Here is a 24,317-nt window from a genome sequence, read left to right as displayed (position 1 = left end):
GAGGAACATGGAGGGAGCCTATGAGCTTTTTCAAAAAGTTAAAAGAAAGCATTTCTAGCAAAACGGAAACCGTCACAAAACAGTTCCGCGACGGACTGGAGAAGACACGCAAAGGTTTCATCGAGAAGGTGTCCGATCTCGTAATTCGCCGCAAGAAGATTGATGAGGAGTTCTACGAGGAGCTGGAGGAAATTCTGATCGGGGCGGACGTGGGCGTCAACACCGTGATGAATCTGATGGACGAGCTGCGCGATGAAGTGAGAAAGCGCCGGATCGAGGACGCTGCTGATCTTCAGCCAGTGCTGTCCGAGAAGCTGATGGATCTGCTCCGGGATGACAGCAGCAGCGAGCTGCGCAGCAATCCGGATGGCATTACTGTCATTCTGTTCGTCGGCGTTAACGGTGTCGGCAAAACGACAACGATCGGGAAATTGGCTCACCGTTACAAGCAGGAAGGCAAGAAAGTGCTGCTGGCGGCAGGGGATACCTTCCGCGCGGGCGCGATTGAACAGCTTGAGGTTTGGGGCGAGCGCGTAGGTGTGGAAGTGATCAAGCAGCAGCCTGGCTCCGATCCGGCGGCTGTTATGTTTGATGCGGTGCAGGCGGCGAAGCAGCGTCAGGTCGATGTGCTGCTGTGCGATACGGCTGGACGCCTCCAGAACAAAACGAATCTGATGGAGGAGCTTAACAAAATTTTCCGGGTCATCCAGCGTGAAATTCCGAGTGCGCCGCATGAGGTGTTGATGGTGCTGGATGCAACGACTGGGCAAAATGCGCTGAGCCAGGCCAAATTGTTCGGGGAGAAGAGCGGAGTCACCGGACTCGTGCTGACCAAGCTGGACGGTACAGCCAAGGGAGGCATCGTGATCGCGATTCGTCAGGAGCTGGATCTCCCGGTGAAGCTGGTGGGGCTCGGAGAGAAGAAGGAGGATCTGCAGCCGTTTGATTCGGAGCAGTTCGTTCATGCTTTGTTTGCCGGCTTGATCAAGGAAGAAGAAACGAATGCCGAGGCATAGGCAGCCCCGGTCTTCAACCCCATTACACGATATACAAAAAGCGCAAGCAGCGGGCGATAGACAGCCCCTGGCTTGCGCTTTTGCTTTAAACAGGATAGGATCCCGATATTATGAGGACACGATCCGTACGAATTCAATGGCCTGCAGCGGGATGACAGCTGTGTCCGTAGGCGGGCCGTAAATGACCGGCGGCACATTCAGGATGATCGTGGTGTCGTTTACTTCGGTCAGCGTGCCGATGATCACGTCCCCGGATACAGCTACCTCTGTTTCGGAACCGACAAAGCCCCGAAGCCAATCTGTGTAACTCATACTGATTTTGCCTCCTTTTATGAAACGATTACGTTCGGATTCGTTGGGTTACGCACCGCTTAACCCTGTCACTGGACCGACGTGATGCTGGCAAACGGAATCAGCACGATATCGCCTGACGATTCGCGAAGCTGAACGCCGTCCTCCGCCGTGGCGAGCACGATGCCTTCCAGTGTGACAAAGGTCGTATTCACCCTTACTTGCTGGCCGGTTCTGACTTCAAAAAAACGGGTCAGTTCCGGATTCAGAATCAGTCCTGTGCGCAGCTGGCTCTCAAGCTGCTCCACCCGCTGCGTCAAATCACCGGTCTGGCTGCTAAGCAGCTCCACCTGTCTTGATAGAGATTTGATGCGGGACAGAAGTCGTCCATGAAAAAGAAAGCACATAATCATACTCCTTTCTGGCTAATCGCTGTCATTATCAACCAAAGCTGCCTTCCATCTGCTCTCTCAGCATCTGCAGCGCTTCCCGGCTGCGGTTCTCTGCTGCCCGGATTAACGGCAGCGCCCGCTCCACATCGGCCGGGGCAGCTTTCAGAAAGTGCTCGGCTTTCTCTATCAGCACTTCCAGCGGGAGATCATAAGGGGTGAAATAAGAGCCGAGTTCAAGCGAACCGAGCAGGTTCCGCACCTTTCCCATCGTGCTTAGAGCCAGTACCGGAACGCCTGCCCGAAGGGCGGCCAGGGAAGGGTGGAGCTTGAAGGATATCAAGTAATCTACCGATTGGATCATACAATAGGTCAGCTCGGTATCCGCAAGATTCGGGAGTGTCTCGATGGAGGCAGCAGGCGCATATTTTTTGACATTTTGCTGAAGCTGAAGACAGGTGCTGTAATCGGCAAAAGCATTGCCGGGGTGGTGGATAACCGGGATGAGCACCACATGATAGCCTTGAGCTGATAGATGGGCGAGCAGCTGGGTCATATTGTCCATCGGAAAGGAATCATACGAGAACACGACCACGCCGATCGTGGGCCGATGGGAGAAGCGTCTTACCGGAATTTGCGGTTCGCGATAACCGAACACAATATCGGGGGCTACCTCCGGCTGGAGGTGCAGCTTCGCCCTGGCGGCGATATCGGCTGACTGTGAATCCCGGAAGACGGCTCGTTTAGCCTTGGATATATATTCCCGGTAAGCGGCCACCTCACGCTCGGGCCAGGTATGCTCGGGATAGGCGTCGACGATGCCTACGCCGTACACCCACGTCGGCCGTCCTTGCAGGGGGGACGGGAAGTAGTAGCGGTTAAAGGAATACGGCGTGATCAAATCGCCGCCACCGATAATGACCGCGTCGGCTTGGTCCGGGTCCAGCTTGGCTTGCCACGGGTATACATGATGCCCATGGAAAAGCTGCCGAAACGTATGCAGGAACAGGTCATCGCCGAAATTCCCCATGCCATAATATCCGCTGGCTGCAATGTGCATATCGTCTCACCTCCTAGGGGTCATTTGTTATCGGCAGAGCTTCTAGCCCCTTCGTGTCTGGGCACGAGTGAAACTTTCTCCACAGAGGGAAGAGGTCGCGATGCTGCTGGCTGATGCTCCTGCCGTGAAGGACACGGTGATACAGAACGCCGGGCGTCCAAGCGAGGGGGGATTGGCGCAGCAGCCGATGGGTCAGATCGATATCTTCAAAAATCCGGCCCAAAAGATCCTCGCGCGCATACCAGCCCCCAACCGCTTCCAGCGCTGTTTTGCGGTACATGCGCGGCACCAGCGGAGGCGCACCGCTGTCTGCGGATTGGAGCTTGCCATCCGGATGAAGCCACCGGGATGAATCTACAGTGCCCTTCCATAGCGGGCCAAACGACCGGCTGCGTATCCACAGCCCGCAGCAAGCGGTGGCCATCCCGGCGGCGCGATTCTCGTCCAGCGCTGTCTTCAGCTGGAAGAGCGCCTCAGGAGACAGCCAGTCATCTCCGTCAAGCTCCACTATATAGCGCCCCCTTGCCTCCTTGAGCAGACCTCTCATGACCGAGGCCTTGCCGCGGTTTCTCGCATAGGAGAAGCAGCGGATGCGGCTGTCGTCATAGAACATCGCCTCCAGACTGCTGCCATCGGTGGATCCATCGTCCCCCACTAGCAGCTCCCAGTCGGGCATCGTCTGGGCGAGAACGGATCGGATGCTCCAGCCAAGGGTATCTTGCATATTGTGAACGCTCATCAGCACCGAGACGGAAGGGGGGCGTCCAGCCTTATCCGCCGTCCCGATGGATTGGGCATTGAATGCGGAAGCTGCCTGCAGCACAGGCAGGATATGGCCAAGCTCTTGCGGGTGTCCGCCTGCTGGCAGAAAGGCAGAGTGCTTCCTGTGGCCGTGGCCTCTCCGCCGCGATGTCAGGCCCTCTTCGTTCATCCCGGCCGGTGGGGGAGCGCCCAGCTCCAGCATAGCCTGATTGTCCGCAGGCATAAGATCAAAGGGCAGAAATCTTGCAGCAGGAAGCCGGCTGTTCCACAATCGAAGGCGCTCAATCAGCCAGCACCTACGCCAGTAGAGCGGCGTCTTATTCAGGGTCATACAGACCGCTTCCGCCGGGCCGGGGAGTTTCCCAGGAAAGTGGACTTCGGCATGGCGGTCCAGGAGTACGCTGCCATTATCCCAGCGCAGCCATTCACTGCGGCTGTGCAGCGCTTCTTCGAGCAGCCGTTGCCGGTAAGCAGCCGTATCCTGAGGCGTGAAGCCGCCCGGTCTGCTAATCAGCCTGCTGCAGCTGTTCATCATGGGAAGCGGCTGCCCCTGGCTTCCAGCGCTTGGCGGATCACTTGGTCGGCGGCAATGCCGCGCTCAACCCAGCGATGCTGGCGGGCATAGGCAATCCGCGCCTGCCTGCGTTCCGCGGAATCCTGCTCGCTCAGCATGGCGGCGAGCTTAGCGATATAATCTTCATGGGTCGTTGCCGTTGTCACATGGGGTTCCATCAGAATGCATTCGGGTAGTGCCGTCGACAGCACTCTGACGCCGGCAGCAAGATATTCATAGGCTTTCACCGGGTTGGTGGCAAGGGTGATCGGATGGTACTGGAATGGAATAAGCGCAACGTCGATATGCGGCAGATAGCGCTTCAGCTCGTGATGGGGCTTCTCGCCAAGAATAAACACATTCGGCAGCTGTGAATAATCGGCGGATGTCCCGTACGGGGCGCCGATCGATATGAACTGGACGCCGGGAAAGCGGGCAGCCAGCTTCGCAAACAGCGCATGGTCCACCCAATAAGCCCATGCGCCTATATAAGCTACGACAGGTCCAGGTGGCAGATCACCAGGACGCTCGCCGTCGGGAATGCGGAAAAAAGCGTCGTCCGCTCCGTTCGGAATGAGCGTAATTGGCTTCTCCGGATAGGCCAGAGACAGCCGGGCATGAATGGTCTCGGCGGTGCACACGACATGGTCGGCAGCTTGGACCATTTTATGCTCATATTTGGCCCACTGCGGAAACTCGTCACAGCAGTCATAGATGGTCACATCCGGATTGAACACGGTCGCAATGCGGGTTCTGAGCTTCGACCATGTCGTCCAGACGACGACAGGGTGCTGCTTGCGAAGCTCCGGGAGCTTGCGGTGCAAAAAGGCCTTTGTATCTGTGAACAGATAAACATTCGGTTCGACTTCCTGAAACTCCCGATCCATGGGGGCCAGATTCTCAAAGTAGACCTGATGCCCGAGGGAGCCTAGCTGAGTCATGAGCTGCTGCGGTCTTTGTTTCATATAAGACCAGTTCATCGTTTTCGGGTAGATGATGACAGCCAAGCAGATTGCCTCCTTTCATGGTTCTGAGGCAGTATATGCGCTGCTAGCTTTATAGAATTGGATGGATACACCTTTTTATGAAAAATGGTCAATCTCCCGGGAATAACATACGGTACTGCCATCCCCGGTCCAGTGACATGCTCCAGGGAGACGAAGTGGAGGCGGGGTTACGTCACCCGAACTTACGGCATTCAGGGGCCGGACCGCTTGCTGGCATTGCATCGGCCCAGCGATTATAATAAGAAGTAGAGAATTTCTTAGTGAAAGGAAAATGATATGGCCAATACTCACATATATCCCCGCAAGGAGGAAATTGCCAATGCCATCACCCATGGCATAGGGGCTGCCCTTAGCGTCGCTGCGCTCGTGCTGCTGATTGTATTCTCGAGCCTTAAAGGGACAGCCTGGCATGTCGTGAGCTTCACGATATACGGAACAACGATGCTGTTGTTATATTTCAACTCCACGCTCGTTCACAGTTTGAGAGAGGGCAAGGCCAAGGACTTTTTCGAGTTTCTGGACCACTCCTCCATCTATCTCTTTATCGCGGGGACGTATACGCCGTTTTTGCTGGTCGCTGTACGCGGTCCGCTCGGCTGGACCCTGTTCGGTATCGTCTGGGGTGTCGCGCTGCTGGGCTGCGTGTTCAAAGCGTTTTATGTCAAAAAGTTTTTGTTCATGTCCACCGTGTTTTACATCGCGATGGGCTGGCTGATCGTCGTTATATGGAAGCCGCTGACGGCGGCGATCGATCCGCAAGGGATCCGGCTTCTCGTCGAGGGCGGGTTGTTATATACGCTCGGCACTGTCTTTTATGTGTGGCGGGGCTTTCCGTACCACCATGCGATCTGGCATCTGTTTGTGCTCGCGGGAACCGTGCTCCACTTTTTTGCGATATTGTTCTACCTGCTTCCGATTGGCGTCTGACAGGGCATAGAGGAGAAATCTGCTTGACTTAAAGATCATGAAGGATGACAAGGGAAACGGCTTGACATCCTTCTTTGTTTTATGTATGATAGGGTTCGTTAAGTGAACTGTAAAGTGTTTTTCCTTGACGAGGGGGGTGCCCTATATGAGTCAGGAGAACCGGCTTGAGAAGACGAACCGGATCAATTTGCTGTTCGATTTCTATGAGCAGCTGCTGACAGAGAAACAGCAGACGTTTTTGAAATATTACTTTCATGATGATTTCTCATTGGGAGAGATCGCAAGCGAATTTGAGATCAGTCGTCAGGCCGTATATGAACATATTAAACGGGCGGAGCAGGTGCTGGAATCCTATGAGGAGAAGCTCGGGCTGCTGAGCAAGCATGATGCCCGCGTCCGCGAGCTGGATAAGCTCATGGAGCTTGTCAGAGACAGCGAATTGAATGATCACGACAAGAAATTGATGACCGATATGGTCGACCGATTAAAGATATGGGATTAAAGATTGAACGGAGGTGGCTGTTATGGCGTTTGAAGGACTAACCAGCAGACTGCAGAATGTGTTCAGCAAGCTCCGCGGTAAAGGCAAGGTGTCAGAAGAGGACGTAACCACCGCCATGCGTGAGGTGCGTCTGGCGCTTCTGGAAGCCGACGTCAACTTCAAGGTCGTTAAGGATTTTGTCTCCAAGGTGAAGGAGAAGGCCGTCGGCAAGGAAGTTATGGACAGCTTTACGCCGGGCATGGTCATTATCGACATCGTGAACAAGGAACTGACGGAGCTGATGGGCGGCAGTCAGGCCAAGCTGGCCAAGAGCAACAAGCCTCCAACCGTCATCATGATGGCGGGTCTGCAAGGTGCCGGTAAGACAACGACATCCGGCAAGCTGGCCAAGCTGCTTCAGAAGCAGAACAGCAGGCCGCTCCTGGTTGCGGCGGACATTTATCGTCCGGCGGCGATCAAGCAGCTGCAGGTGCTTGGCGACCAGATTAACGTTCCGGTCTTCGCGCTCGGGGACAAGACAAGTCCTGTCGAAATTGCGAAGCAAGGCTTGCAGCATGCCAAGGACAACGGCAACGACTATGTCATTATCGATACAGCCGGCCGCCTTCATGTGGACGAAGAGCTGATGGAAGAGCTGAAGCAGATTCACAGTGAAGTGAACCCGGACGAAGTGCTGCTGGTGGTCGATGCGATGACCGGTCAGGACGCCGTCAACGTGGCAGACAGCTTCAACCAGCAGCTGGAGCTGACCGGGGTCGTGCTGACGAAGCTGGACGGGGATACCCGCGGCGGTGCGGCACTCTCGGTTAAAGCTGTAACAGGCTGCCCGATCAAGTTCGCCGCGCTCGGCGAGAAGATCGACGCGCTGGAGCCTTTCCATCCGGAACGGATGGCTTCGCGGATTCTTGGCATGGGCGACATGCTCTCTCTGATCGAGAAAGCCCAGTCGAACATCGATGCCGAGAAAGCGAAGGAAATGGAACGGAAGATGCGCAATGCGGAATTTACGTTCGAGGATTTCCTGGAGCAGATGGATCAGGTGAAGAAGCTTGGACCGCTGGACCAGCTGATGGATATGATTCCTGGCATGGGCAAGATGAAGCAGGCCAAGGATTTGAAGGTCGATGAGAAGCAGATGGGCCGGATTGAGGCGATCGTGCACTCCATGACGACCGAAGAGAAGCAGCATCCGGATATTATCAATCATAACCGGCGCAAGCGGATTGCAGCAGGCAGCGGGACTTCGCTGGCTGAGGTCAACCGTCTCATCAAGCAATTTGATGAAATGCGGCGGGTGATGAAGCAGTTCTCGGACATGATGGGCCCGAAAGGCGGCAAGAACAAAGCCTTGAAGCAGTTGAAGGGTCTGACTGGCAAAGGAATGAAATTCCCGTTCCGTTAATTGCTTGTATAGATAGCTTGATATCTTTTGAAGGAGGTGAATGTTCAAATGGCAGTACGTATTCGTCTGAAACGCATGGGTGCTCACAAGGCTCCTTTCTACCGCGTGGTGGTATCCGATTCCCGTTCCCCGCGTGACGGCCGCTTTATCGAGGAAATCGGTTATTATAACCCGGTTGCTCAACCGGCTGAAGTGAAGATTGATGAAGAAAAAGCGCTGAAATGGCTTCAAAATGGTGCGCAAGCATCCGATACGGTTCGCAACTTGCTTAGCAAAGCGGGCGTGATGAAGAAGTTTCATGAGCTTAAGCATCAGAAATAAAACTGATCGCGAGGGTTATCTATGGAAGAATTAGTTCGCGTTATTGCTAAGGCTTTGGTGGATCATCCAGAAGATGTGACCGTGAAGACAGTGGAGAAGGAGAACCTGATTGTATATGAGCTTTACGTGCATCCTGATGATGTCGGAAAGGTTATCGGCAAGCAGGGTCGAATCGCCAAATCACTGCGCACCGTGGTCACATCAGCGGCAGTTAAGATGGATAAACGGGTCACCGTTGATATCATTTCTTAAAATATACGAAAGGGGGTTAGGATGTTTGTCCTAGCCCTTTTTCGTACATGCTGAAGAAATCGAGACTCACCGTCTGACAAGCGGGTTTTCATAACAGGTAGCAGGAGGAAGATCATGTCTGAAAAGCTTTATACGGTAGGTAAAATCGTAAACACACACGGTATTCGCGGCGAAGTGAAGGTAATGCCGTATACGGATTTTGCTGACCAGCGCTTTGCGAAGAACAGCACGCTCTACATCGTACCCGAGACCGGGAATGCCGGTGCCACCCAGGTTACGGTGGAAACTTCCCGTTATCATAAAAACATGTACATCATCAAGTTCAAGGAGCTGCATGGCATTAATGAAGTTGAGAAGTACAAAGGCACGCTTCTGAAAATTACGGCGGATATGCAGGAGGAGCTTCCCGACGACGAGTTTTACTTCCATGAAATTATCGGTTGCCGGGTGATCACCGATGATGAGCCTGCAGAGGAGCTTGGAACGATTTCCGAGATTTTGACGCCGGGTGCCAATGATGTGTGGGTTGTCAGAACAGCGGAGGGAAAAGAAATCCTTCTACCAGCTATTCCGGACGTTATTCTGGATGTGGACAAACATAACAAACTCGTGCGAGTCCATCTTATGGAAGGGTTGTTATAATCATGAAGGTTGATGTGCTGACACTCTTTCCCGAAATGTTTGACGGCGTTTTTCATTCGAGCATTTTGGGCAAGGCGCAGGAAAAAGGCATCGTGCAGCTCAGCGCCGTTAACTTCCGGCAATATGCGGGAAACAAGCATGGAACGGTGGACGATACGCCATATGGCGGCGGGGGCGGCATGGTGCTGAAGCCGGATCCGATCTTTGCGGCGGTCGAGGACCTGCTGCAAGGCGGATCGGGCGGCGGGAGCCAGACGGATCGGAAGGAAGGGCACGCCCCGGGAGAGGCATCAGGGGCGGCTGCTGAGGCTTCTTCTCAGGCGGAGCCTGAGCATGCGCCAGGGATCGATCATCCGGCAGCTCAAGTGCAGCAGGGATCAGACTGGGCAACGGGTGCCGATCCGGGCGCTGAGCCGGCCGTGAGACGCAGCCCGCGCATCATTCTGATGTGCCCTCAAGGAGAGACGTTTACGCAGCAGAAGGCGGAGGAGCTGTCCCGGGAAGAGCATCTTGTGTTCGTCTGCGGGCATTATGAGGGATATGATGAGCGCATCCGGGAGCATCTGGTGACCGATGAGCTGTCGATCGGCGATTATGTGCTGACAGGCGGCGAGCTGCCGGCCATGGTTGTCATTGATTCGATCGTCCGGCTGCTGCCCGGGGTGCTTGGCAATGAAACTTCGGCCGTCACCGATTCGTTCAGCACCGGATTGCTGGAATATCCGCATTATACCCGTCCGCCCGAATTTCGCGGCTGGAAGGTGCCGGATATTTTGCTGAGCGGCCATCATGCCAATATCGAGACCTGGCGGAGGGAGCAGGCGCTGAAACGGACGTGGGAGCGCCGACCAGATCTGCTGGACAAGCTTGAGCTGACCAAGCAGGACCAGGCTTATCTGGACAAGCTGCGGACTGCCTCGCACTCCTCCCAAGACAGATAGGAGCGCTCAAGTACGATGGCTCCGCATGTCTCGGTTATTCACGGCGCCCCCAGCAAGTGTGCTTTGCTAACATGGCGGCGGTCAGCCGACCACATGCTGCATGTTCGACATCAGCGCCGCCTATGGTGCAAACCGGTGTTTGCCGGGTAATAAGTATCTGGATATAGCATGACTTACATCTTAAGGGAGGCATCCAGTTATGAAAGAGCACCTAGCGGAAACGGAACAGCTTCAGGAACGAAGCATCGCCGATGTGCAGTTTCGGACTGTCGACGATATTTTGGAATACTACAATGCGCAGCATCGTGTGAAGGATCAGCCGTCAGAAGAACAAGGCCAGTAGAGCTATGGCGTTGCTCTCAGGAAACCATTTCTGGTCGCCTGGACCGGAAATGGTTATTAATTGTGCGGACCGGGAATTTCACTGGAATTTCCGTGAAATTTGAAATTGGTTATATAATCGTGTAAAGTAAAAATACTTGATTCAAGCCCATAAATATGATAGTATATCTTTTGTTGTGAATACGGTGGTCCGCTGCGGATAATGATGGAGAACAGAGGGTTTTCCGGAAGAGGCAAGAACGCCTGTGTGAGAGGAGGGAGTCATAGATGAATATCGTTCAAGCGATTACTCAAGAGCAGCTTCGCAAGGATATTCCGAGCTTTCGTCCTGGCGACACTTTGAAAGTGTACGTTAAGGTTATCGAGGGATCTCGCGAGCGTATCCAGCTGTTTGAAGGTGTTGTCATTAAACGTCGCGGTGGCGGAATCAGTGAGACTTTTACAGTTCGTAAAATTTCTTACGGTGTTGGTGTGGAAAGAACTTTCCCGATCAACTCGCCGAAAATCGATAAAATCGAAGTGGCTCGCCGTGGTAAAGTGCGTCGTGCGAAGCTTTATTATCTTCGTGAACTTCGCGGTAAAGCAGCGAGAATTAAAGAAATTCGTCGTTAATAACAAGGCGGTAAAAGGGGCTTGTGAATCTTTACAAGCCCCTTTTGTATATGCAAAAAAGCCTTGACCCACAATAAATGTAGAGAGGACGGTGGATTATGCAGCAGGATCAACAGCAGGACGCAATGAAGGAAGCGACATCGCAGCAGCCAGCCAAGAAGCAGAAGAATGAGCTTGTGGAATGGCTGAAGGCTTTGCTCATTGCCCTGATACTTGTCGTACTCATACGCTGGTTGCTCTTTAAACCATTTATCGTCCAGGGACCGTCTATGGAACCGAACTTCATATCCGGGCAGAAGCTGATCGTGAACCAGGTTTTGTATGACATACGGAAGCCTGAACGTGGAGAGGTTATTGTATTCCATGTGCCGGCGGAAGGACGGGATTTTATTAAACGGGTGATTGCAGTCGAAGGAGATACCGTCAAGGTCGAAGGCGACAAGGTATTGGTCAATGGCGAGCCTGTGAACGAGGCATACATACAGGAAGCGATCGATCAGGCACATGCGGAGAACAGGCTGTATAACAATACCGACTTTCCGAATTCGTTTGTGACAGAGGGCGTAGTGCCTGAAGGGCATCTGTTTGTGATGGGGGACAATCGCTCCAACAGCACGGACAGCCGGATGATAGGATATGTGCCTTATGGGGATATTATCGGTCGTGCGGATGTCATCTTCTGGCCGATCCGGGACATCGGGCTGGTGAATCATTAATGAATCAAGCAAGCATGGCAAGTTGAAAGTGAGGTGACGACGTTGACGATACAATGGTTTCCAGGACATATGACAAAAGCGCGCCGCCAAATTCAGGAGAAGCTGAAGCTGATCGATGCGGTTATCGAATTAACGGATGCCAGACTTCCGCTCTCCAGCCGCAATCCGATGATCGATGAGATTTTGCAGGGCAAGCCTCGCCTCATTATATTAAACAAGGCCGACCTGGCCGATCCTGAAGTGACAAGACAATGGCTGTCTTATTTCAAGGAAGAAGGGCATACGGCCTTTCCGGTGGATGCTTCTACGGGGACTGGGCTCAAGGAAATTCCGAACCAGGTTCGCCTGCTGCTGAAGGACAAGATTGACAAGCAGATTGCGAAAGGGATGAAGCCGAGGCCGGTTCGGGTGCTCATTGTCGGTATTCCGAATGTGGGCAAGTCCACGCTGATTAACCGTCTGGCTGGACGCAGCATCGCTGCGACAGGGGACAGACCCGGCGTAACCAAGGGCCAGCAATGGATTAAGGTGTCCGGCGGCGATATGGAGCTGCTCGATACACCGGGGATTTTGTGGCCGAAGTTTGAGGACCAGAATGTCGGGTATCGCCTAGCGGTGACTGGAGCGATTCGTGAAGAGATTTTGAATGTGGAGGACATTGCTTTTTTTGCAATCAAGTATTTCTCACGTTATTACTGGAAAGATATGAGCGAGCGCTTTGAACTCAAGGAGCAGCCGACGGATTTCGACAATCCGGATGAAATCGTGGCGCTGATGGAGGCCATCGGGCGCAAGCGCGGTTGTATGATGAGCGGCGGCCGGGTCGATCTGGAGAAGGCGTCAAGCATCTTCCTGAGAGAGCTAAGAGCCGGCAAAATGGGCCGTTTCTCGCTCGAGGCTCCGTATTAGAAGAGATGAACAGAATGGCGATGCAAGGGGAACTGCCCCTGCATCGCCATTTGTTGTTCTGAGCCTATGTTATCTTTGCTCTTACACATTTTATTGAGAATGCTTTGTCGAGCTTCTGAAGATGGGTTTGGTCTGAATATGCGTGACCTGATAAGGCTGTGAAGGCTCCTTGATTCTGGAGAGCAGCATGTTGGCTGCGGCGATTCCCATTTCATCGCTGAAGATATGAACCGTTGTAAGATGAGGTTCCACAATGCGAGACTCAGGTGCATTGTCAAAGCCTGCCACCACAATATCATCTGGAATCGCCATATCTTTATTCTTCAGAGCTTTCATGACATTGACGGCGATAAAATCATTGGCGCACACGAAGGCGGAAGGCAGATGGTTCATCGCCTCCAGTTGTTTGTCCATCCAATCAGACTCGGAGAAAAATTCCCGATCCGGGTTCAGGATGCATTGTTCAAGGTTAAGTTGGATGCCGCTGTCGGTTAGCGCATTATTGAAGCCGATCCACCGCTCGTGAAAACTTTTGCAGTGATTATAGTCACCTATAAATCCGAGAGAGGTATATCCGCTCAGGATTAATTGCTTGGTCAGCGTAAAGGTGCTGTGCTCGTTCTCCATCAGAAGCAGATCAGCTTCCAGACCAGGGTAGAACATATCGGCCGCGCAATCGATAAAGATAGTCGGGAGCCCTAGGTCAGTAATCAGCTTACTGTACGCCATATCAAACAGTTCAATACATATAATCCCATCCACCTTGGATGTTTCGAAGTTATTGGGCAGATGAAGCGAACTGCGATCAATGTCCCGTACGATATGGATGGAAAGATTATAGCCTTCAGCACTGATTCTCTTCTCAAGACCGCTGATCAGACGGGAGCCAAAGTGCGAGGTATTTGGAAGATTGGCTGTCAGCAGCGCGATGTTTCCCGGGATTTTCGGAAGCAAATTCTCCGTTTCCATATAAGCAAATTGTTTATATTTAAGTTCGATTGCCTTCTTGATCACCTTGTTCCGGGTTTCGTCCGGGACGCTGTCGCTTCCGTTCAGCGCCTTAGAAGCTGTATTTCTGGAAATGCCAAGCGCATCGGCAATATCCTGGATCGTGACTTTTTCCTTTGCCATGAATATGATTTCACCCCAACGTTACTGTATTTATAAGAGGACTATGCAAAATCCTGATACAGATATTTGTTCGATCTTATACGATGTTCTATCTGAAAGTTAATCTCTTATGTCAAATGTATACTAGATTGGATCAAATAGCAATATGTATTTTACAAATGCACAAATTTAATCACTCATTTGATTTCATAATCATATTTTTCTATAGACGTTACTATGCTGAATAGGCATTTTTATGCCGATACAAGTGCGAATTCCACCTTGGTTTTACTAAAATGAACAATTTTAAATAACAAATGCACAATATTATTTTTACAAAATGCATTGACTGGAGTTACATTGTCTGATAAATTGTAAAGGTAAATATAACAAGGGGATAAACACCAAAATGAAAACCCTTACTGTAAGTTCTGTGTAAGCTTGCAGCAAGAGAACGGAGGTAAAGCTTTGGAAAACACGGTGGAACCTAGTCAACAGGATGCGGTGCTGAGGCGAAGGAACTCAACAGGGCGCTGGATTGAGTTTATTAAGAAAAATTATTTTCTTTACGTTTTGCTCGCTCCGGCGCTTCTATTGACGATTATTTTTAAATACGTGCCTATGTATGGGGCCATCATTGCCTTTAAAGATTTCAGCCCGATCAAAGGGATTCTGGGCAGTGAATGGGTAGGCCTGAAACATTTTGAAAAGTTTCTGTCCTCCCCGAATTTTGATGTGATATTCATGAATACGCTGAAGCTCAGCTTTTTCGGTCTGATATTCAGCTTCCCGGTTCCGATCCTGCTGGCGCTTATGCTGAATCAGCTGCGCAAGGCGGCGGTGAAAAAAAACATCCAGCTGTTTTTATACGCCCCAAACTTCATTTCGGTTGTTGTCATTGTCGGAATGCTGTTCATTTTTCTTTCCCCGACAGGCCCAATTAATCAGCTGGTGATCTGGTTGACGGGAAAACCGGTGATGTTCATGTCGCAGCCGGAATATTTCAGATTTATTTATATCCTATCGGACATATGGCAGAGTGCCGGTTGGGCTTCCATTATCTATGTAGCAGCTTTGGCTAATGTGGATCCGGAACTGCACAATGCGGCTAGCCTTGACGGAGCCAATCTGCTTCAGCGCATTCGCAATATCGATCTCCCGACCATCAAACCCATCATGGCCATCGTGTTTATTCTGGCTGCAGGGGGGATCATGTCCATCGGATTTGAGAAGGCGTATCTAATGCAAACGTCGATGAATCTGCCAGCCTCGGAAATAATAGCAACCTATGTTTACAAGGTGGGGCTGCAATCAGGCGACTATGCTTATTCCGCAGCTGTAGGGCTGTTCAATTCCATCATCAACGTGATTCTGCTGGTTACAGTGAATTTTATCGTAAAGAAACTGAATGAGGGCGAAGGTCTCTACTAGGAAGGAGTTAAATCTTATGGCGGTCAAACATTCACGCTTCGACCGGTTTTTGCTGACCCTAAATGCCATATTTCTGATCTTGGCTGTTCTGGTTGTGGTCGTGCCTTTGGTTTACATTGTTGTTGCCTCTTTCATGGATCCCACTGTTTTGTTGAATCAGGGGCTTTCGTTTCGGGTGTCGGATTGGAGTCTGGAAGGATATCAAAAAATATTATCCAATCCGGCAATGCTCCGCGGTTTTGCGAATTCTGTGCTGTACTCAACCGCTTTTGCGTTTGTTACCGTTTCCATATCCATCTGTGCGGGCTATGCCCTCTCTGAAAACAGACTGGCTGGGCGACATATTTTTATGACCCTGTTTGTATTCACCATGTTCTTTGGAGGCGGTTTAATCCCTACCTACCTTCTGGTCAGGGAACTCGGAATGCTTAACACCGTGTGGGCTGTCATTATTCCGGGAGCAGTAAACGTGTGGAATATCATCCTGTCTAGGACGTTTTTCAAGGGCGTGCCTAACGAGCTGAAGGAAGCCGCCAATGTTGACGGTGCATCGGATATGAAAATCTTCTTCCAGATCGTCCTTCCGCTGTCCAAACCGATTGTGTTTGTCCTGGCACTTTATGCATTCGTAGGGCAATGGAACGCATTTTTTGATGCGATGATTTATCTGGAGGATTCCAAGTTGCATCCGCTGCAGCTCGTGCTCCGGTCGATATTGATCCAGAACCAGGCCGCGCCAGGGATGATTCATGATCAGCTGGCCATGAACGAATTGAAGCGCCTCTCGGAAATGATTAAATATTCTGCAATTGTAATATCGAGTCTTCCGCTGTTGGTTATGTATCCATTTTTCCAAAAGTACTTTGAAAAGGGTGTTATGGTGGGATCCCTGAAATAGGACACGCCAAAGCATACAAGCAATGATTACATTAGTTTGGAGGTCATGAACATGAAGAAATTGAAAAGAAAGAAGCTGGGAAAGAGCCTTGCCATCTCCGGGCTGGCAACCTTGCTGCTTCTGTCAGGATGCGGGGGCAGCGACGAACCTGCCGATTCACAGGACGGTAAATTAACGCTTAATTTTCTGACCCAGAGCTCACCGCTGGCTCCGGCCGATCCGAATGACAAGCTGATCTTCAAGCGTCTGGAGGAGAAAACCGGCATTCATATCCAGTGGAAAAACTACACCAATGATGTGTTTGCTGAGAAACGGAATTTAGCCGTAGCCAGCGGCGATCTTCCCGATGCGATATTCGATGCCGGTTACGGCGATTACGATCTGCTGAAGCTGGCCAAAGACGGCGTGATTATTCCGCTGGAGGACTTAATTGACTCTCATATGCCGAACTTCAAAAAGGTATTGGATCAAGCACCGGAGTACAGAAGCATGATCACCGCTCCGGACGGTCATATCTACTCCTTCCCATGGATCGAAGAGCTTGGATCCGATAAAGGGCGGATTCAGTCGGTAGATAATTTTCCGTGGATCAATGTCGAGTGGCTGGATAAGCTGGGGCTCGACATGCCTACTACAACGGATGAGCTTAAGGAAGTGTTGATCGCTTTTAAAACGCAGGATCCGAACGGGAACGGGAAGGCGGATGAAATCCCGCTCTCCTTCATTAATAAGCCTGGCGGCGAGGATTTGACCTTCCTGTTTGCATCGTTTGGCCTTGGCGAGAACTGGGATCATACGGTGGTTACCAATGACGGCAAGGTCGTGTTCACCGCGGCAGACGAAGGCTACAAGGAGGCGGTGAAGTTTATTCATGAACTGTATAAGGAAGGGCTTGTTGATATCGAAGCTACTCAGCAGGATTGGAACACCTATCTCGCCAAGGGCAAAGACCACCGTTATGGGCTGTACTTTACCTGGGATAAGGCGAACATTACCGGCATGAACGATACTTATGAGCTCATGCCGCCTCTAGCTGGCCCAAGCGGAGAGATTAATGTAACCAGGACCAATGGCATCGGGCTGGATCGCGGAAGAATGGTGATTACGAGCAGCAATAAACACCCCGAGGAAACCGCCAAATGGGTGGACGCCCTCTATGAACCCCTGCAGTCGGTCCAAAACAACTGGGGGACTTACGGGGATGATACACAGCAGAATATATTCGAATTGGATGAGGAGAAGGGGATGCTGAGGCATCTGCCTTTGGAAGGCACTGCGCCGGTTGAGCTGAGACAGAAAACCAGCGTTGCCGGACCGCTGGCGATTCTGGATGAGTATTACGGCAAGTATACTACCATGCCGGATGATGCGGCCTGGCGGCTTGAGCTGATGGAGGACGTCATGGTGCCTCATATGAAGGCGGAGAATACGTACCCGAAAGTATTCTTCTCCATTGAAGAGTTGGATCGGCTGTCCGCAATTGAAACCGACCTGTTTGCTTACCTTGAGCGCATGCGTACAGAATGGTACCAGAACGGAAAGGTTGAAGAGCAATGGGGAGATTATTTGCAAGAGCTGGATCGATTGGGGCTGCAGGAGTGGTTGTCGATCAAGCAGGCGGGATATGACCGCAACGTAAAATAAGTTGAAGTGAAGTCGCAAGGTTGTGCACCATGATCACAAGGATGAAGGAGCATATATATGTCAACGATTGAGAAACAACACCACCGGGGTACCTATCACTTTTCGCCAAAAGAAAACTGGATGAACGATCCGAACGGAATGGTCTATTTTCAGGGGGAGTATCATCTGTTTTTTCAGCATCATCCCTACGGTACAACCTGGGGGCCAATGCACTGGGGGCATGCCGTAAGCAAGGATTTGGTCGTATGGGAGGAGCTTCCTATTGCCTTAGGACCTGACGAGCACGGGATGATCTTTTCCGGAAGTGCGGTGGTTGACTGGAATAATACAACAGGCTTTTTTGACGGGGAGCCGGGGTTGGTCGCGATCTTTACCCACCATGCCGAAGCGGCGGACAATAAGCCAGCGGTTCAATGCCAGAGCCTGGCTTACAGCAGGGATAACGGCAGAACCTGGGTGAAATATGAGCACAATCCGGTTCTGCGGCATGAGTCATATGTTGATTTCCGCGACCCCAAGGTGTTCTGGCACGAGCCCTCCCAGCTATGGGTGATGGTGCTTGCCTGCGGTCAGACCGTTTGTCTGTATCGCTCTCCCGATTTGAAGAGCTGGACATTTGCCAGCGAATTTGGCAAGGACGTTGGCTTTCATAACGGCGTCTGGGAATGCCCCGACCTGTTTCCGCTTCAGGTTGACGGCAACGATAGCGGCACGAAATGGGTGCTGCTTGTCAGCATCGGGGATGACCCGGCTTTTGCTGAGGGATCGAGAACACAATACTTCACTGGGGACTTTGATGGTGAACGATTTAAACCGGATCGGGTATCGAGGGAAACCATCCGCTGGCTGGACAGCGGCAGGGATAATTATGCCGGCGTCAGTTGGTCCGATATACCGGCTGAGGATGGCCGACGCTTGTTTATCGGATGGATGAGCAATTGGAAATATGCAAATTTGACGCCTACGGCTGGCTGGAGAGGGGCTATGACGATACCTAGGGAGATTGGGCTGCAGCTCAGAAATAATGAAACATGGCTTACCCAGCAACCGGCGAGGGAGCTTCTTGCTTACCGCAGGCCGCGGATCAATAACAGCAGGATCACGGCGAAGGCAGCGGCGGCGGTCTTAGAGGATTTGCAGCTTTCAAACTATGAAATTCGGGTTGTTCTGGATGCGGCGAATTCGCTCGATATCCATGTCAGAGTCGGATCCAAGGAAAAAACGGTGATCGGTTATAACGGGAGCGCGTCAGAGGTCTTTATTGATCGGACACAGTCCGGCGTTACTGATTTTCATCCGGATTTCCCGGGCAGACACACAGCGATGATCCCGGAGCAGGAGGGGACACTTGAACTGCGGATATTCGTCGATCAAGCCTCGGTGGAGGTGTTTGCGGGTGGTGGACAGGCGGTCCTTACCGATTTGATCTATCCGGCTCCGGCCTCGACAGGGCTGACGGTATTTGCCGCAGATGACCGGATGATTATCGATTCCCTGGAAGTGTATGAGTTATCCGTATGACTTGCAGGTAAGGAAGGGGCAGAGATATGCGTATTGGAGCAATTGAAGCGGGTGGCACCAAATTCGTGTGTGGAATCGGAAATGAGCATGGGGTGATAGAGGACCGCATCCATTTTCCCACCGAACTGCCTGAGCAAACCATGTTTCGGGTCATCTCCTATTTTGAGTCGCACCAGGTGGATGCCATCGGAATCGGGGCATTCGGCCCTCTCGATCTCAGACCTGACAGTTCGACGTATGGATATATCACAACGACTCCGAAGGCTGGCTGGGCCCAGTATCCGTTCCTCGATACGCTGAGGAGCCATTACGAAGTTCCCTACGGCTGGGATACGGATGTGAACGCGGCGGCGTTCGGGGAAGCGGCCTGGGGAGCGGCAAAAGGCTTGGACAGCTGTGTATACTATACCGTTGGAACCGGGGTCGGAGCAGGTGTTTATGCCGAAGGGCGGCTCATTCACGGCATGGTTCATCCTGAAGGAGGTCATGTGCCGATTCGGCGTTTGCCGGAAGACGATTTTTCAGGTGTATGCCCGTTTCACCAAGAATGCCTGGAGGGAATGGCGTCCGGGCCGGCTATTGAAGCTAGATGGAAGAGGAAAGGAAGCGAGCTTCCCGCAGATCATCCGGCCTGGGCGATGGAGGCCCACTACATTGCCCAGGCGGTAAGCGGAACAATTCTGATGCTGTCGCCCCAAAAAGTCATTCTTGGGGGCGGCGTGATGCAGCAATCCCAGTTATTCCCCATGGTCCGCAAGGAAGTTTGTCGTTACTTGAACGGATATGTCCAGGCTGAAGCGCTGCTTGAGGATATGGATAACTACATCGTTCCTCCAGCTCTTGGAGCCGAAGCAGGGTTGTACGGAGCGCTGGCGCTTGGCCTTGAAGCTTGGAAGAAGTCGAAGGCGCTCCCCTGAAATGTAAACCGGGAAGGAGATAGTGCCGATAGCCGGCCGCTTAAGCGGCTCGGCTGTTCGGTGCGGGATATAGGGCAGGAGTCCCGAAAGCGGAACTGTGGAACGAAACTTGAAAGCGGTTACGATGATATCTCGGATTGGAGCGTGAGAAGGTTGAAAAACGGCCGAGTCAAAATAGGTTTAGGGCTGGTGTATACCTTGATTTGCATTTCCGTATTGCTAAACGGTTTCCCCGTTCATCATCTGACAGGGGACAAGCAGAACGTGCCTCAAGCGGCGGCGGAGGGAAAGAAGGAGGAGGTATCTAAAATGGGAAGCCCAGTCCATACCAATTTATCCGGATGGCAGCTCCGGGGCCAGGGAAGGATGGAGGAAACGGAGCAAGGACTGCGGGTCACCGCCGAGCCTGGACAGCAGGTTCGAGTGCTATCCGACACCGAGTCCAGCGATTTTATTTATGAAGCGGACGTACAGATCAAGGACCGACACACAGATGCCGCACTGATCTTTCGATCTGTTGAAGAGACGGAGCTTTCCTATATCCTGCAGTTATCTTCCAGGGATAGCTTGCTGCAATTGATGACTTCCCGAAGCGGCAGCGATCAGGTGCTGTCCGAGAAGCGGGTTGAGTTCAAGGAAGGGGAGATTTACCATCTGAAAGTAAAGGCTGAGGGCGCTGACCTTAAGGTGTATTGGGGTACGGCCTATGAGCCTGTGCTTGAAGTTCATGATGCCTCATTTGCGACTGGCCGCCTCGGTCTTCGCACAGGGAACGGGTCAGCGCTGTTTCAGAATATAAGAGTCAGCGACCTGTTGGGGAATGTAGAGGTAGAACTCGTTGCTGAAGGAAGCTGGCAGCCCGATCTAAAAGGACTTAAAGGATCAGCCTCCGGCGACGGTAAACCTGCGCTGAAGCTTTATGAAAACCATTCATCAAATGTTATATATGAAGGGAATGTAATACTGGAGGAGATGTCCAAAGCCGGTTTAATATTTCGGATGAATGAACGGGCCGAGGCGGGATATGAGGTGCTGCTTACGAAGGAGGACGGCAGGGTGCGCGTAGAGCTGCGGAAATCCGACGGTTCGATTCTTGCTGTCTCCGAGCCTAGCTATCCCAGCTTGCCAACAAGCAAGCATCATCTTGAAGTCAGGGCGGAGGGCCAGCGAATTCAAGTCTTACTGGACGGCTATGCCCCGGCAGCCATAGATGTGGAGGACGGGACTTTCACAAGCGGATATCATGGACTGAAAGTATATGCCGGCACTGCTTATTTCCAGGACGTGTACACCGTGGATATGGAGGACTACTATACGGAAAAATACAGGCCGCAGTATCATTACAGCCCGATTCGAGGTTCTGCCAGCGATCCGAACGGCCTGGTTTATTTCGAAGGGGAGTACCATCTTTTTCATCAGGATGGGGGACAGTGGGCTCACGCTGTCAGCCGTGACCTGGTGCACTGGAAGCAGCTTCCGATCGCCCTGCCGTGGAATGATCTCGGACATGTGTGGTCCGGATCGGCTGTGGCCGATACAACGAATGCGTCCGGCCTATTCGGCGATGTCGGCGGCAAGGGACTGATTGCGTACTATACTTCCTACAACCTGGATCTTCCGGGCGGCAACCAGAAAATCGGTCTGGCTTATAGTCTCGACCGGGGCCGAACCTGGGAGTATTCCACAGAGCGTCCCGTCCTCATCGAAAACCCGGGGCGCAGCGACGAAGAACCGGGAGGCTGGGATTTCCGGGATCCGAAGGTGGTCAGGGATGAGGCGAACAAACGGTGGGTCATGGTGGTATCCGGGGGAGATCACATTCGCTTTTTTACTTCGGAAAATTTACTGGATTGGACGCTGACCGATCAATTCGGTTATGGCAACTATATTCGCGGCGGCGTATGGGAGTGCCCGGACCTGTTCCAGCTGCCGGTGGAAGGTACAGAGGAGCACAAGTGGGTGCTGATGATCAGCACGGGCGCCCACCCGAAAACAGACGGCTCGGATGCGGAATATTTTATCGGTGAACTGACCGCGGACGGCAAATTCATCAACGATCATCCGCCCGGACATGTGCTGAAGACGGACTGGGGCAAAGAGTTTTACGCCTCCATGTCCTTTTCCGACATGCCGGACGGGCGCCGAATTATGCTGGCGTGGATGACCAACTGGGATTATCCCTTCAGCTTTCCGACTGCAGGCTGGTCAGGACAGCTGTCGATCCCGCGGGAAGTGTCGCTGCGTCTGACGGATGAAGGGATTCGAATGTATCAAGCGCCAATCGCCGAGTTGGCCTCACTGCGCATTCCCGTGCTGGAAGCGGCAAATCGCGGGATTACGGAGTCCAGTGAGAATATCTTGAAAGGACTCGGATCCGGCGCATATGAAATTGAAGCTGAGATAGAGCTTCCGGCAAATGGCGGAGCATCGGAATTCGGCTTTGGTCTGCGTGAGGGGGGCGGCAGAAGAACGGTTGTCGGCTACAGCGCAGACGCGCAACAGATGTTTATGGATCGATCCGCTTCCGGGGTGACGGATTTCTCAGACCGATTCACTACGGTTCACGAAACCAGGCTTTATCCAGAGAATAACCGAGTTCGTCTGCGGATATTTGTGGATGAGGGTTCAGTTGAAGCCTTTGGCAATGACGGCAGGGTCGTATTTTCCAACGTGATTTTCCCAGAACCGTCCCAACGAGGGATGAGCTTTTATGTCCGGGAAGGCCGTGTCAAGATCGTGTCTTTAAAAGTGTATGAGCTAGCCTCCGTATGGAGAGCGTGTGACCGGGCTTCTTCAGCCTATATGATCATGGACCACAAGGAACTGGAACTGTCAAAGGGGCAGACGACTGAGCTTGGAGCCGTTTATGTACACGGTCCCGGCCGCGGAGAGAAGCCGATGGTTTGGACATCCAGCCGTCCGGACATCGTCAAGATTATGTCCGTCAATGGCGGACGTGCAATAGTGAGGGCCGAGGAAGCGGGGGAAGCGCTCATCACAGCCGCCACTCCAAGCGGGAAGGCATCTTCAAGCATGCCGATAAGCGTGGCTGATGGCGTGTTTGAGACGAATCTGAGCGGGTGGAGGCCGGACCGCTCGTCTGCAAGGTGGATGGTTACGCCGCTTGGTCTACGAGGCAGTCACACGGCAGATACCGTCTATATGGCCGATGAAAAGGCGGGGGACTTCATCTATGAGACTGATATGAGGCTGGGGAGACAGGGCGGCGCCGGATCGATTTTGTTTCGTGCCAGCCCTGACGGGAGAAGCGGATACTACTTCAATCTGGACCCGAACATGAACGCCTTTCGCCTCTTCTATAAAGTGGACGGCCGGTTTGAGGAGCGTCAGGTATTGGCCCGAATGCCGCGCTTCCTCAATGCGGAAACGGAATATCGTATCAAAATTGAAGCTCGTGGGCCGCATCTTAGGATTGATGTTAACGGAGAGAAGGTCGTGGATCTGATGGACGGTACATTTGCCGAAGGTAGCTTTGGGCTCCATGTGTTCGGGGGGCAGGCATTGTTCCAAAACGCTTATGTTCGTGACATTTCGGATGCGAATCTGATGGAAACCCAGTTCGTGAACGCGGGCATAGACAAAGCTCTTCATGCCGAGTCATCACGAAACGGGGATCTGGTGACGATCCAAGACCCGGACGGTTCTATCAGACAGCGATGGGTGCTTGTTCCTGACGGGAAAGGAATGTATTCGATCCGGACGAAGGAAGGCAAGGCGCTGGATCTGGATACGGGACAAGATCGGCTGCAGCTGTACGATTATCTTGGCTATGACAATCAACGTTGGCGGCTGGAGGACAGGGGAGACGGGACCGTAACCATTGTCTCGGCACACAACGACAGGGTGCTGGAGATATCCGAGGACGGGATAAAGCTTCAGCTGGGAGAGCCATCGCCCGATCAGCCGCGTCAATCCTGGAGACTGACGCCCGGGGTTGATCTTCAGCTTATGGAATAAGTTAAACTTCTTATTGTATGCTTCAAGGATATGACGTAAGAGATGGGATTGGTTAAGGATTGGTTTGACAAGACCGCAGAATTCACTCGGCGGTCTTTTTTGTTGTTGAATAGATTCAAAATCGAGGCTCGGGCCTAATCATCGGTGCTTGACAGTCAAGCCTGCAACCGATCA

General features: G+C 52.3%; 24 protein-coding genes. 18 read left to right on the top strand and 6 right to left on the bottom strand.

The genetic code is table 11. The features are described from left to right. Nucleotides 1–20 precede the first annotated feature (20 nt). Complete coding sequence (gene ftsY / locus CHH67_RS13885; protein ID WP_095265792.1) at nucleotides 21–1,016, top strand: signal recognition particle-docking protein FtsY; 996 nt, start codon at nucleotides 21–23, stop codon at nucleotides 1,014–1,016. A gap of 108 nt (nucleotides 1,017–1,124) precedes the next feature. Here the strand turns inward: ftsY and CHH67_RS13880 are convergent, their stop codons facing one another. The 5 genes from CHH67_RS13880 to CHH67_RS13860 all read right to left on the bottom strand — a co-directional run bounded on the left by CHH67_RS13880 (nucleotide 1,125) and on the right by CHH67_RS13860 (nucleotide 5,078). Beyond that, nucleotides 1,125–1,328: an LSm family protein gene (locus tag CHH67_RS13880; protein ID WP_095265791.1), complete on the bottom strand. Its 204-nt coding sequence runs from the start codon at nucleotides 1,326–1,328 to the stop codon at nucleotides 1,125–1,127. Nucleotides 1,329–1,396: 68 nt separating this feature from the next. Next, nucleotides 1,397–1,714 (bottom strand): hypothetical protein, encoded by a 318-nt coding sequence (locus CHH67_RS13875; RefSeq protein WP_230875665.1) that lies wholly within the window; start codon nucleotides 1,712–1,714, stop codon nucleotides 1,397–1,399. A gap of 34 nt (nucleotides 1,715–1,748) precedes the next feature. Next, nucleotides 1,749–2,756 carry a polysaccharide pyruvyl transferase family protein gene (locus CHH67_RS13870; protein WP_095265790.1) on the bottom strand — a complete coding sequence of 336 codons (1,008 nt, stop codon included), beginning with the start codon at nucleotides 2,754–2,756 and terminating at the stop codon, nucleotides 1,749–1,751. Nucleotides 2,757–2,769: 13 nt separating this feature from the next. Then, on the bottom strand, nucleotides 2,770–4,053 hold the full coding sequence (locus tag CHH67_RS13865; protein WP_244908194.1) for a glycosyltransferase family 2 protein: 1,284 nt from the start codon (nucleotides 4,051–4,053) through the stop codon (nucleotides 2,770–2,772). After that, nucleotides 4,050–5,078 carry a glycosyltransferase family protein gene (locus tag CHH67_RS13860; protein WP_095265789.1) on the bottom strand — a complete coding sequence of 343 codons (1,029 nt, stop codon included), beginning with the start codon at nucleotides 5,076–5,078 and terminating at the stop codon, nucleotides 4,050–4,052. The genes CHH67_RS13865 and CHH67_RS13860 overlap by 4 nt, the downstream gene beginning before the upstream one ends. A 276-nt stretch (nucleotides 5,079–5,354) precedes the next feature. Here CHH67_RS13860 and trhA point away from each other — a divergent pair, with 276 nt between their 5' ends. The 11 genes from trhA (at nucleotide 5,355) to ylqF (ending at nucleotide 12,644) form a co-directional block, all read left to right on the top strand. After that, nucleotides 5,355–6,005, top strand: coding sequence for a PAQR family membrane homeostasis protein TrhA (gene trhA / locus CHH67_RS13855; protein WP_095265788.1), 651 nt, complete (start codon nucleotides 5,355–5,357; stop codon nucleotides 6,003–6,005). A 145-nt stretch (nucleotides 6,006–6,150) separates the two neighbouring features. Next, nucleotides 6,151–6,507, top strand: coding sequence for a putative DNA-binding protein (locus CHH67_RS13850; RefSeq protein ID WP_095265787.1), 357 nt, complete (start codon nucleotides 6,151–6,153; stop codon nucleotides 6,505–6,507). Between the two features lie 22 nt (nucleotides 6,508–6,529). After that, nucleotides 6,530–7,909, top strand: a complete 1,380-nt coding sequence (gene ffh / locus CHH67_RS13845) for a signal recognition particle protein (RefSeq protein WP_095265786.1) — start codon at nucleotides 6,530–6,532, stop codon at nucleotides 7,907–7,909. A 48-nt stretch (nucleotides 7,910–7,957) separates the two neighbouring features. Then, complete coding sequence (rpsP, locus tag CHH67_RS13840) at nucleotides 7,958–8,230, top strand: 30S ribosomal protein S16 (protein ID WP_054957805.1); 273 nt, start codon at nucleotides 7,958–7,960, stop codon at nucleotides 8,228–8,230. Nucleotides 8,231–8,251: 21 nt separating this feature from the next. Continuing rightward, nucleotides 8,252–8,482, top strand: coding sequence for a KH domain-containing protein (locus CHH67_RS13835; protein WP_095265785.1), 231 nt, complete (start codon nucleotides 8,252–8,254; stop codon nucleotides 8,480–8,482). A 114-nt stretch (nucleotides 8,483–8,596) separates the two neighbouring features. Beyond that, on the top strand, nucleotides 8,597–9,124 hold the full coding sequence (gene rimM / locus CHH67_RS13830) for a ribosome maturation factor RimM (protein WP_095265784.1): 528 nt from the start codon (nucleotides 8,597–8,599) through the stop codon (nucleotides 9,122–9,124). Between the two features lie 2 nt (nucleotides 9,125–9,126). Beyond that, a complete protein-coding gene (gene trmD / locus CHH67_RS13825) occupies nucleotides 9,127–10,065 on the top strand; it encodes a tRNA (guanosine(37)-N1)-methyltransferase TrmD (RefSeq protein WP_095265783.1) in 939 nt (312 codons plus the stop codon). Between the two features lie 199 nt (nucleotides 10,066–10,264). Next, nucleotides 10,265–10,408: a hypothetical protein gene (locus tag CHH67_RS26220; RefSeq protein WP_179292128.1), complete on the top strand. Its 144-nt coding sequence runs from the start codon at nucleotides 10,265–10,267 to the stop codon at nucleotides 10,406–10,408. A 266-nt stretch (nucleotides 10,409–10,674) separates the two neighbouring features. Continuing rightward, nucleotides 10,675–11,019, top strand: a complete 345-nt coding sequence (gene rplS / locus CHH67_RS13820) for a 50S ribosomal protein L19 (protein WP_095265782.1) — start codon at nucleotides 10,675–10,677, stop codon at nucleotides 11,017–11,019. A gap of 98 nt (nucleotides 11,020–11,117) precedes the next feature. Next, on the top strand, nucleotides 11,118–11,735 hold the full coding sequence (lepB, locus tag CHH67_RS13815; RefSeq protein ID WP_095265781.1) for a signal peptidase I: 618 nt from the start codon (nucleotides 11,118–11,120) through the stop codon (nucleotides 11,733–11,735). A 42-nt stretch (nucleotides 11,736–11,777) separates the two neighbouring features. Continuing rightward, a complete protein-coding gene (ylqF, locus tag CHH67_RS13810) occupies nucleotides 11,778–12,644 on the top strand; it encodes a ribosome biogenesis GTPase YlqF (protein WP_095265780.1) in 867 nt (288 codons plus the stop codon). Between the two features lie 90 nt (nucleotides 12,645–12,734). On the opposite strand, the gene CHH67_RS13805 is transcribed toward ylqF, so the two are convergent. Beyond that, nucleotides 12,735–13,775, bottom strand: coding sequence for a LacI family DNA-binding transcriptional regulator (locus CHH67_RS13805; RefSeq protein ID WP_095265779.1), 1,041 nt, complete (start codon nucleotides 13,773–13,775; stop codon nucleotides 12,735–12,737). Between the two features lie 483 nt (nucleotides 13,776–14,258). On the opposite strand from CHH67_RS13805, the gene CHH67_RS13800 reads away from it, so the two are divergent. The 6 genes from CHH67_RS13800 (at nucleotide 14,259) to CHH67_RS13775 (ending at nucleotide 24,143) form a co-directional block, all read left to right on the top strand. Continuing rightward, complete coding sequence (locus CHH67_RS13800) at nucleotides 14,259–15,185, top strand: ABC transporter permease (RefSeq protein WP_244908202.1); 927 nt, start codon at nucleotides 14,259–14,261, stop codon at nucleotides 15,183–15,185. Between the two features lie 16 nt (nucleotides 15,186–15,201). After that, nucleotides 15,202–16,083: a carbohydrate ABC transporter permease gene (locus CHH67_RS13795; protein ID WP_095265777.1), complete on the top strand. Its 882-nt coding sequence runs from the start codon at nucleotides 15,202–15,204 to the stop codon at nucleotides 16,081–16,083. Nucleotides 16,084–16,134: 51 nt separating this feature from the next. Next, entirely contained in the window at nucleotides 16,135–17,727 is a 1,593-nt protein-coding gene (locus tag CHH67_RS13790; RefSeq protein ID WP_413773603.1) for an ABC transporter substrate-binding protein, read from the top strand. Nucleotides 17,728–17,784: 57 nt separating this feature from the next. Next, a complete protein-coding gene (locus tag CHH67_RS13785; protein ID WP_095265775.1) occupies nucleotides 17,785–19,248 on the top strand; it encodes a glycoside hydrolase family 32 protein in 1,464 nt (487 codons plus the stop codon). 26 nt (nucleotides 19,249–19,274) lie between these two features. Further along, nucleotides 19,275–20,165: an ROK family protein gene (locus tag CHH67_RS13780; protein WP_095265774.1), complete on the top strand. Its 891-nt coding sequence runs from the start codon at nucleotides 19,275–19,277 to the stop codon at nucleotides 20,163–20,165. Between the two features lie 309 nt (nucleotides 20,166–20,474). Further along, on the top strand, nucleotides 20,475–24,143 hold the full coding sequence (locus CHH67_RS13775; protein ID WP_095265773.1) for a GH32 C-terminal domain-containing protein: 3,669 nt from the start codon (nucleotides 20,475–20,477) through the stop codon (nucleotides 24,141–24,143). The last annotated feature ends 174 nt before the right edge of the window (nucleotides 24,144–24,317 follow it).

The organism is Paenibacillus campinasensis (assembly GCF_002272015.1).
Classification (GTDB): Bacteria; Bacillota; Bacilli; order Paenibacillales; family Paenibacillaceae; genus Paenibacillus_AQ; species Paenibacillus_AQ campinasensis.
The sequence above is the reverse complement of the archived record's forward strand: the minus strand, read 5'-3'. Positions and strand labels throughout refer to the sequence as shown.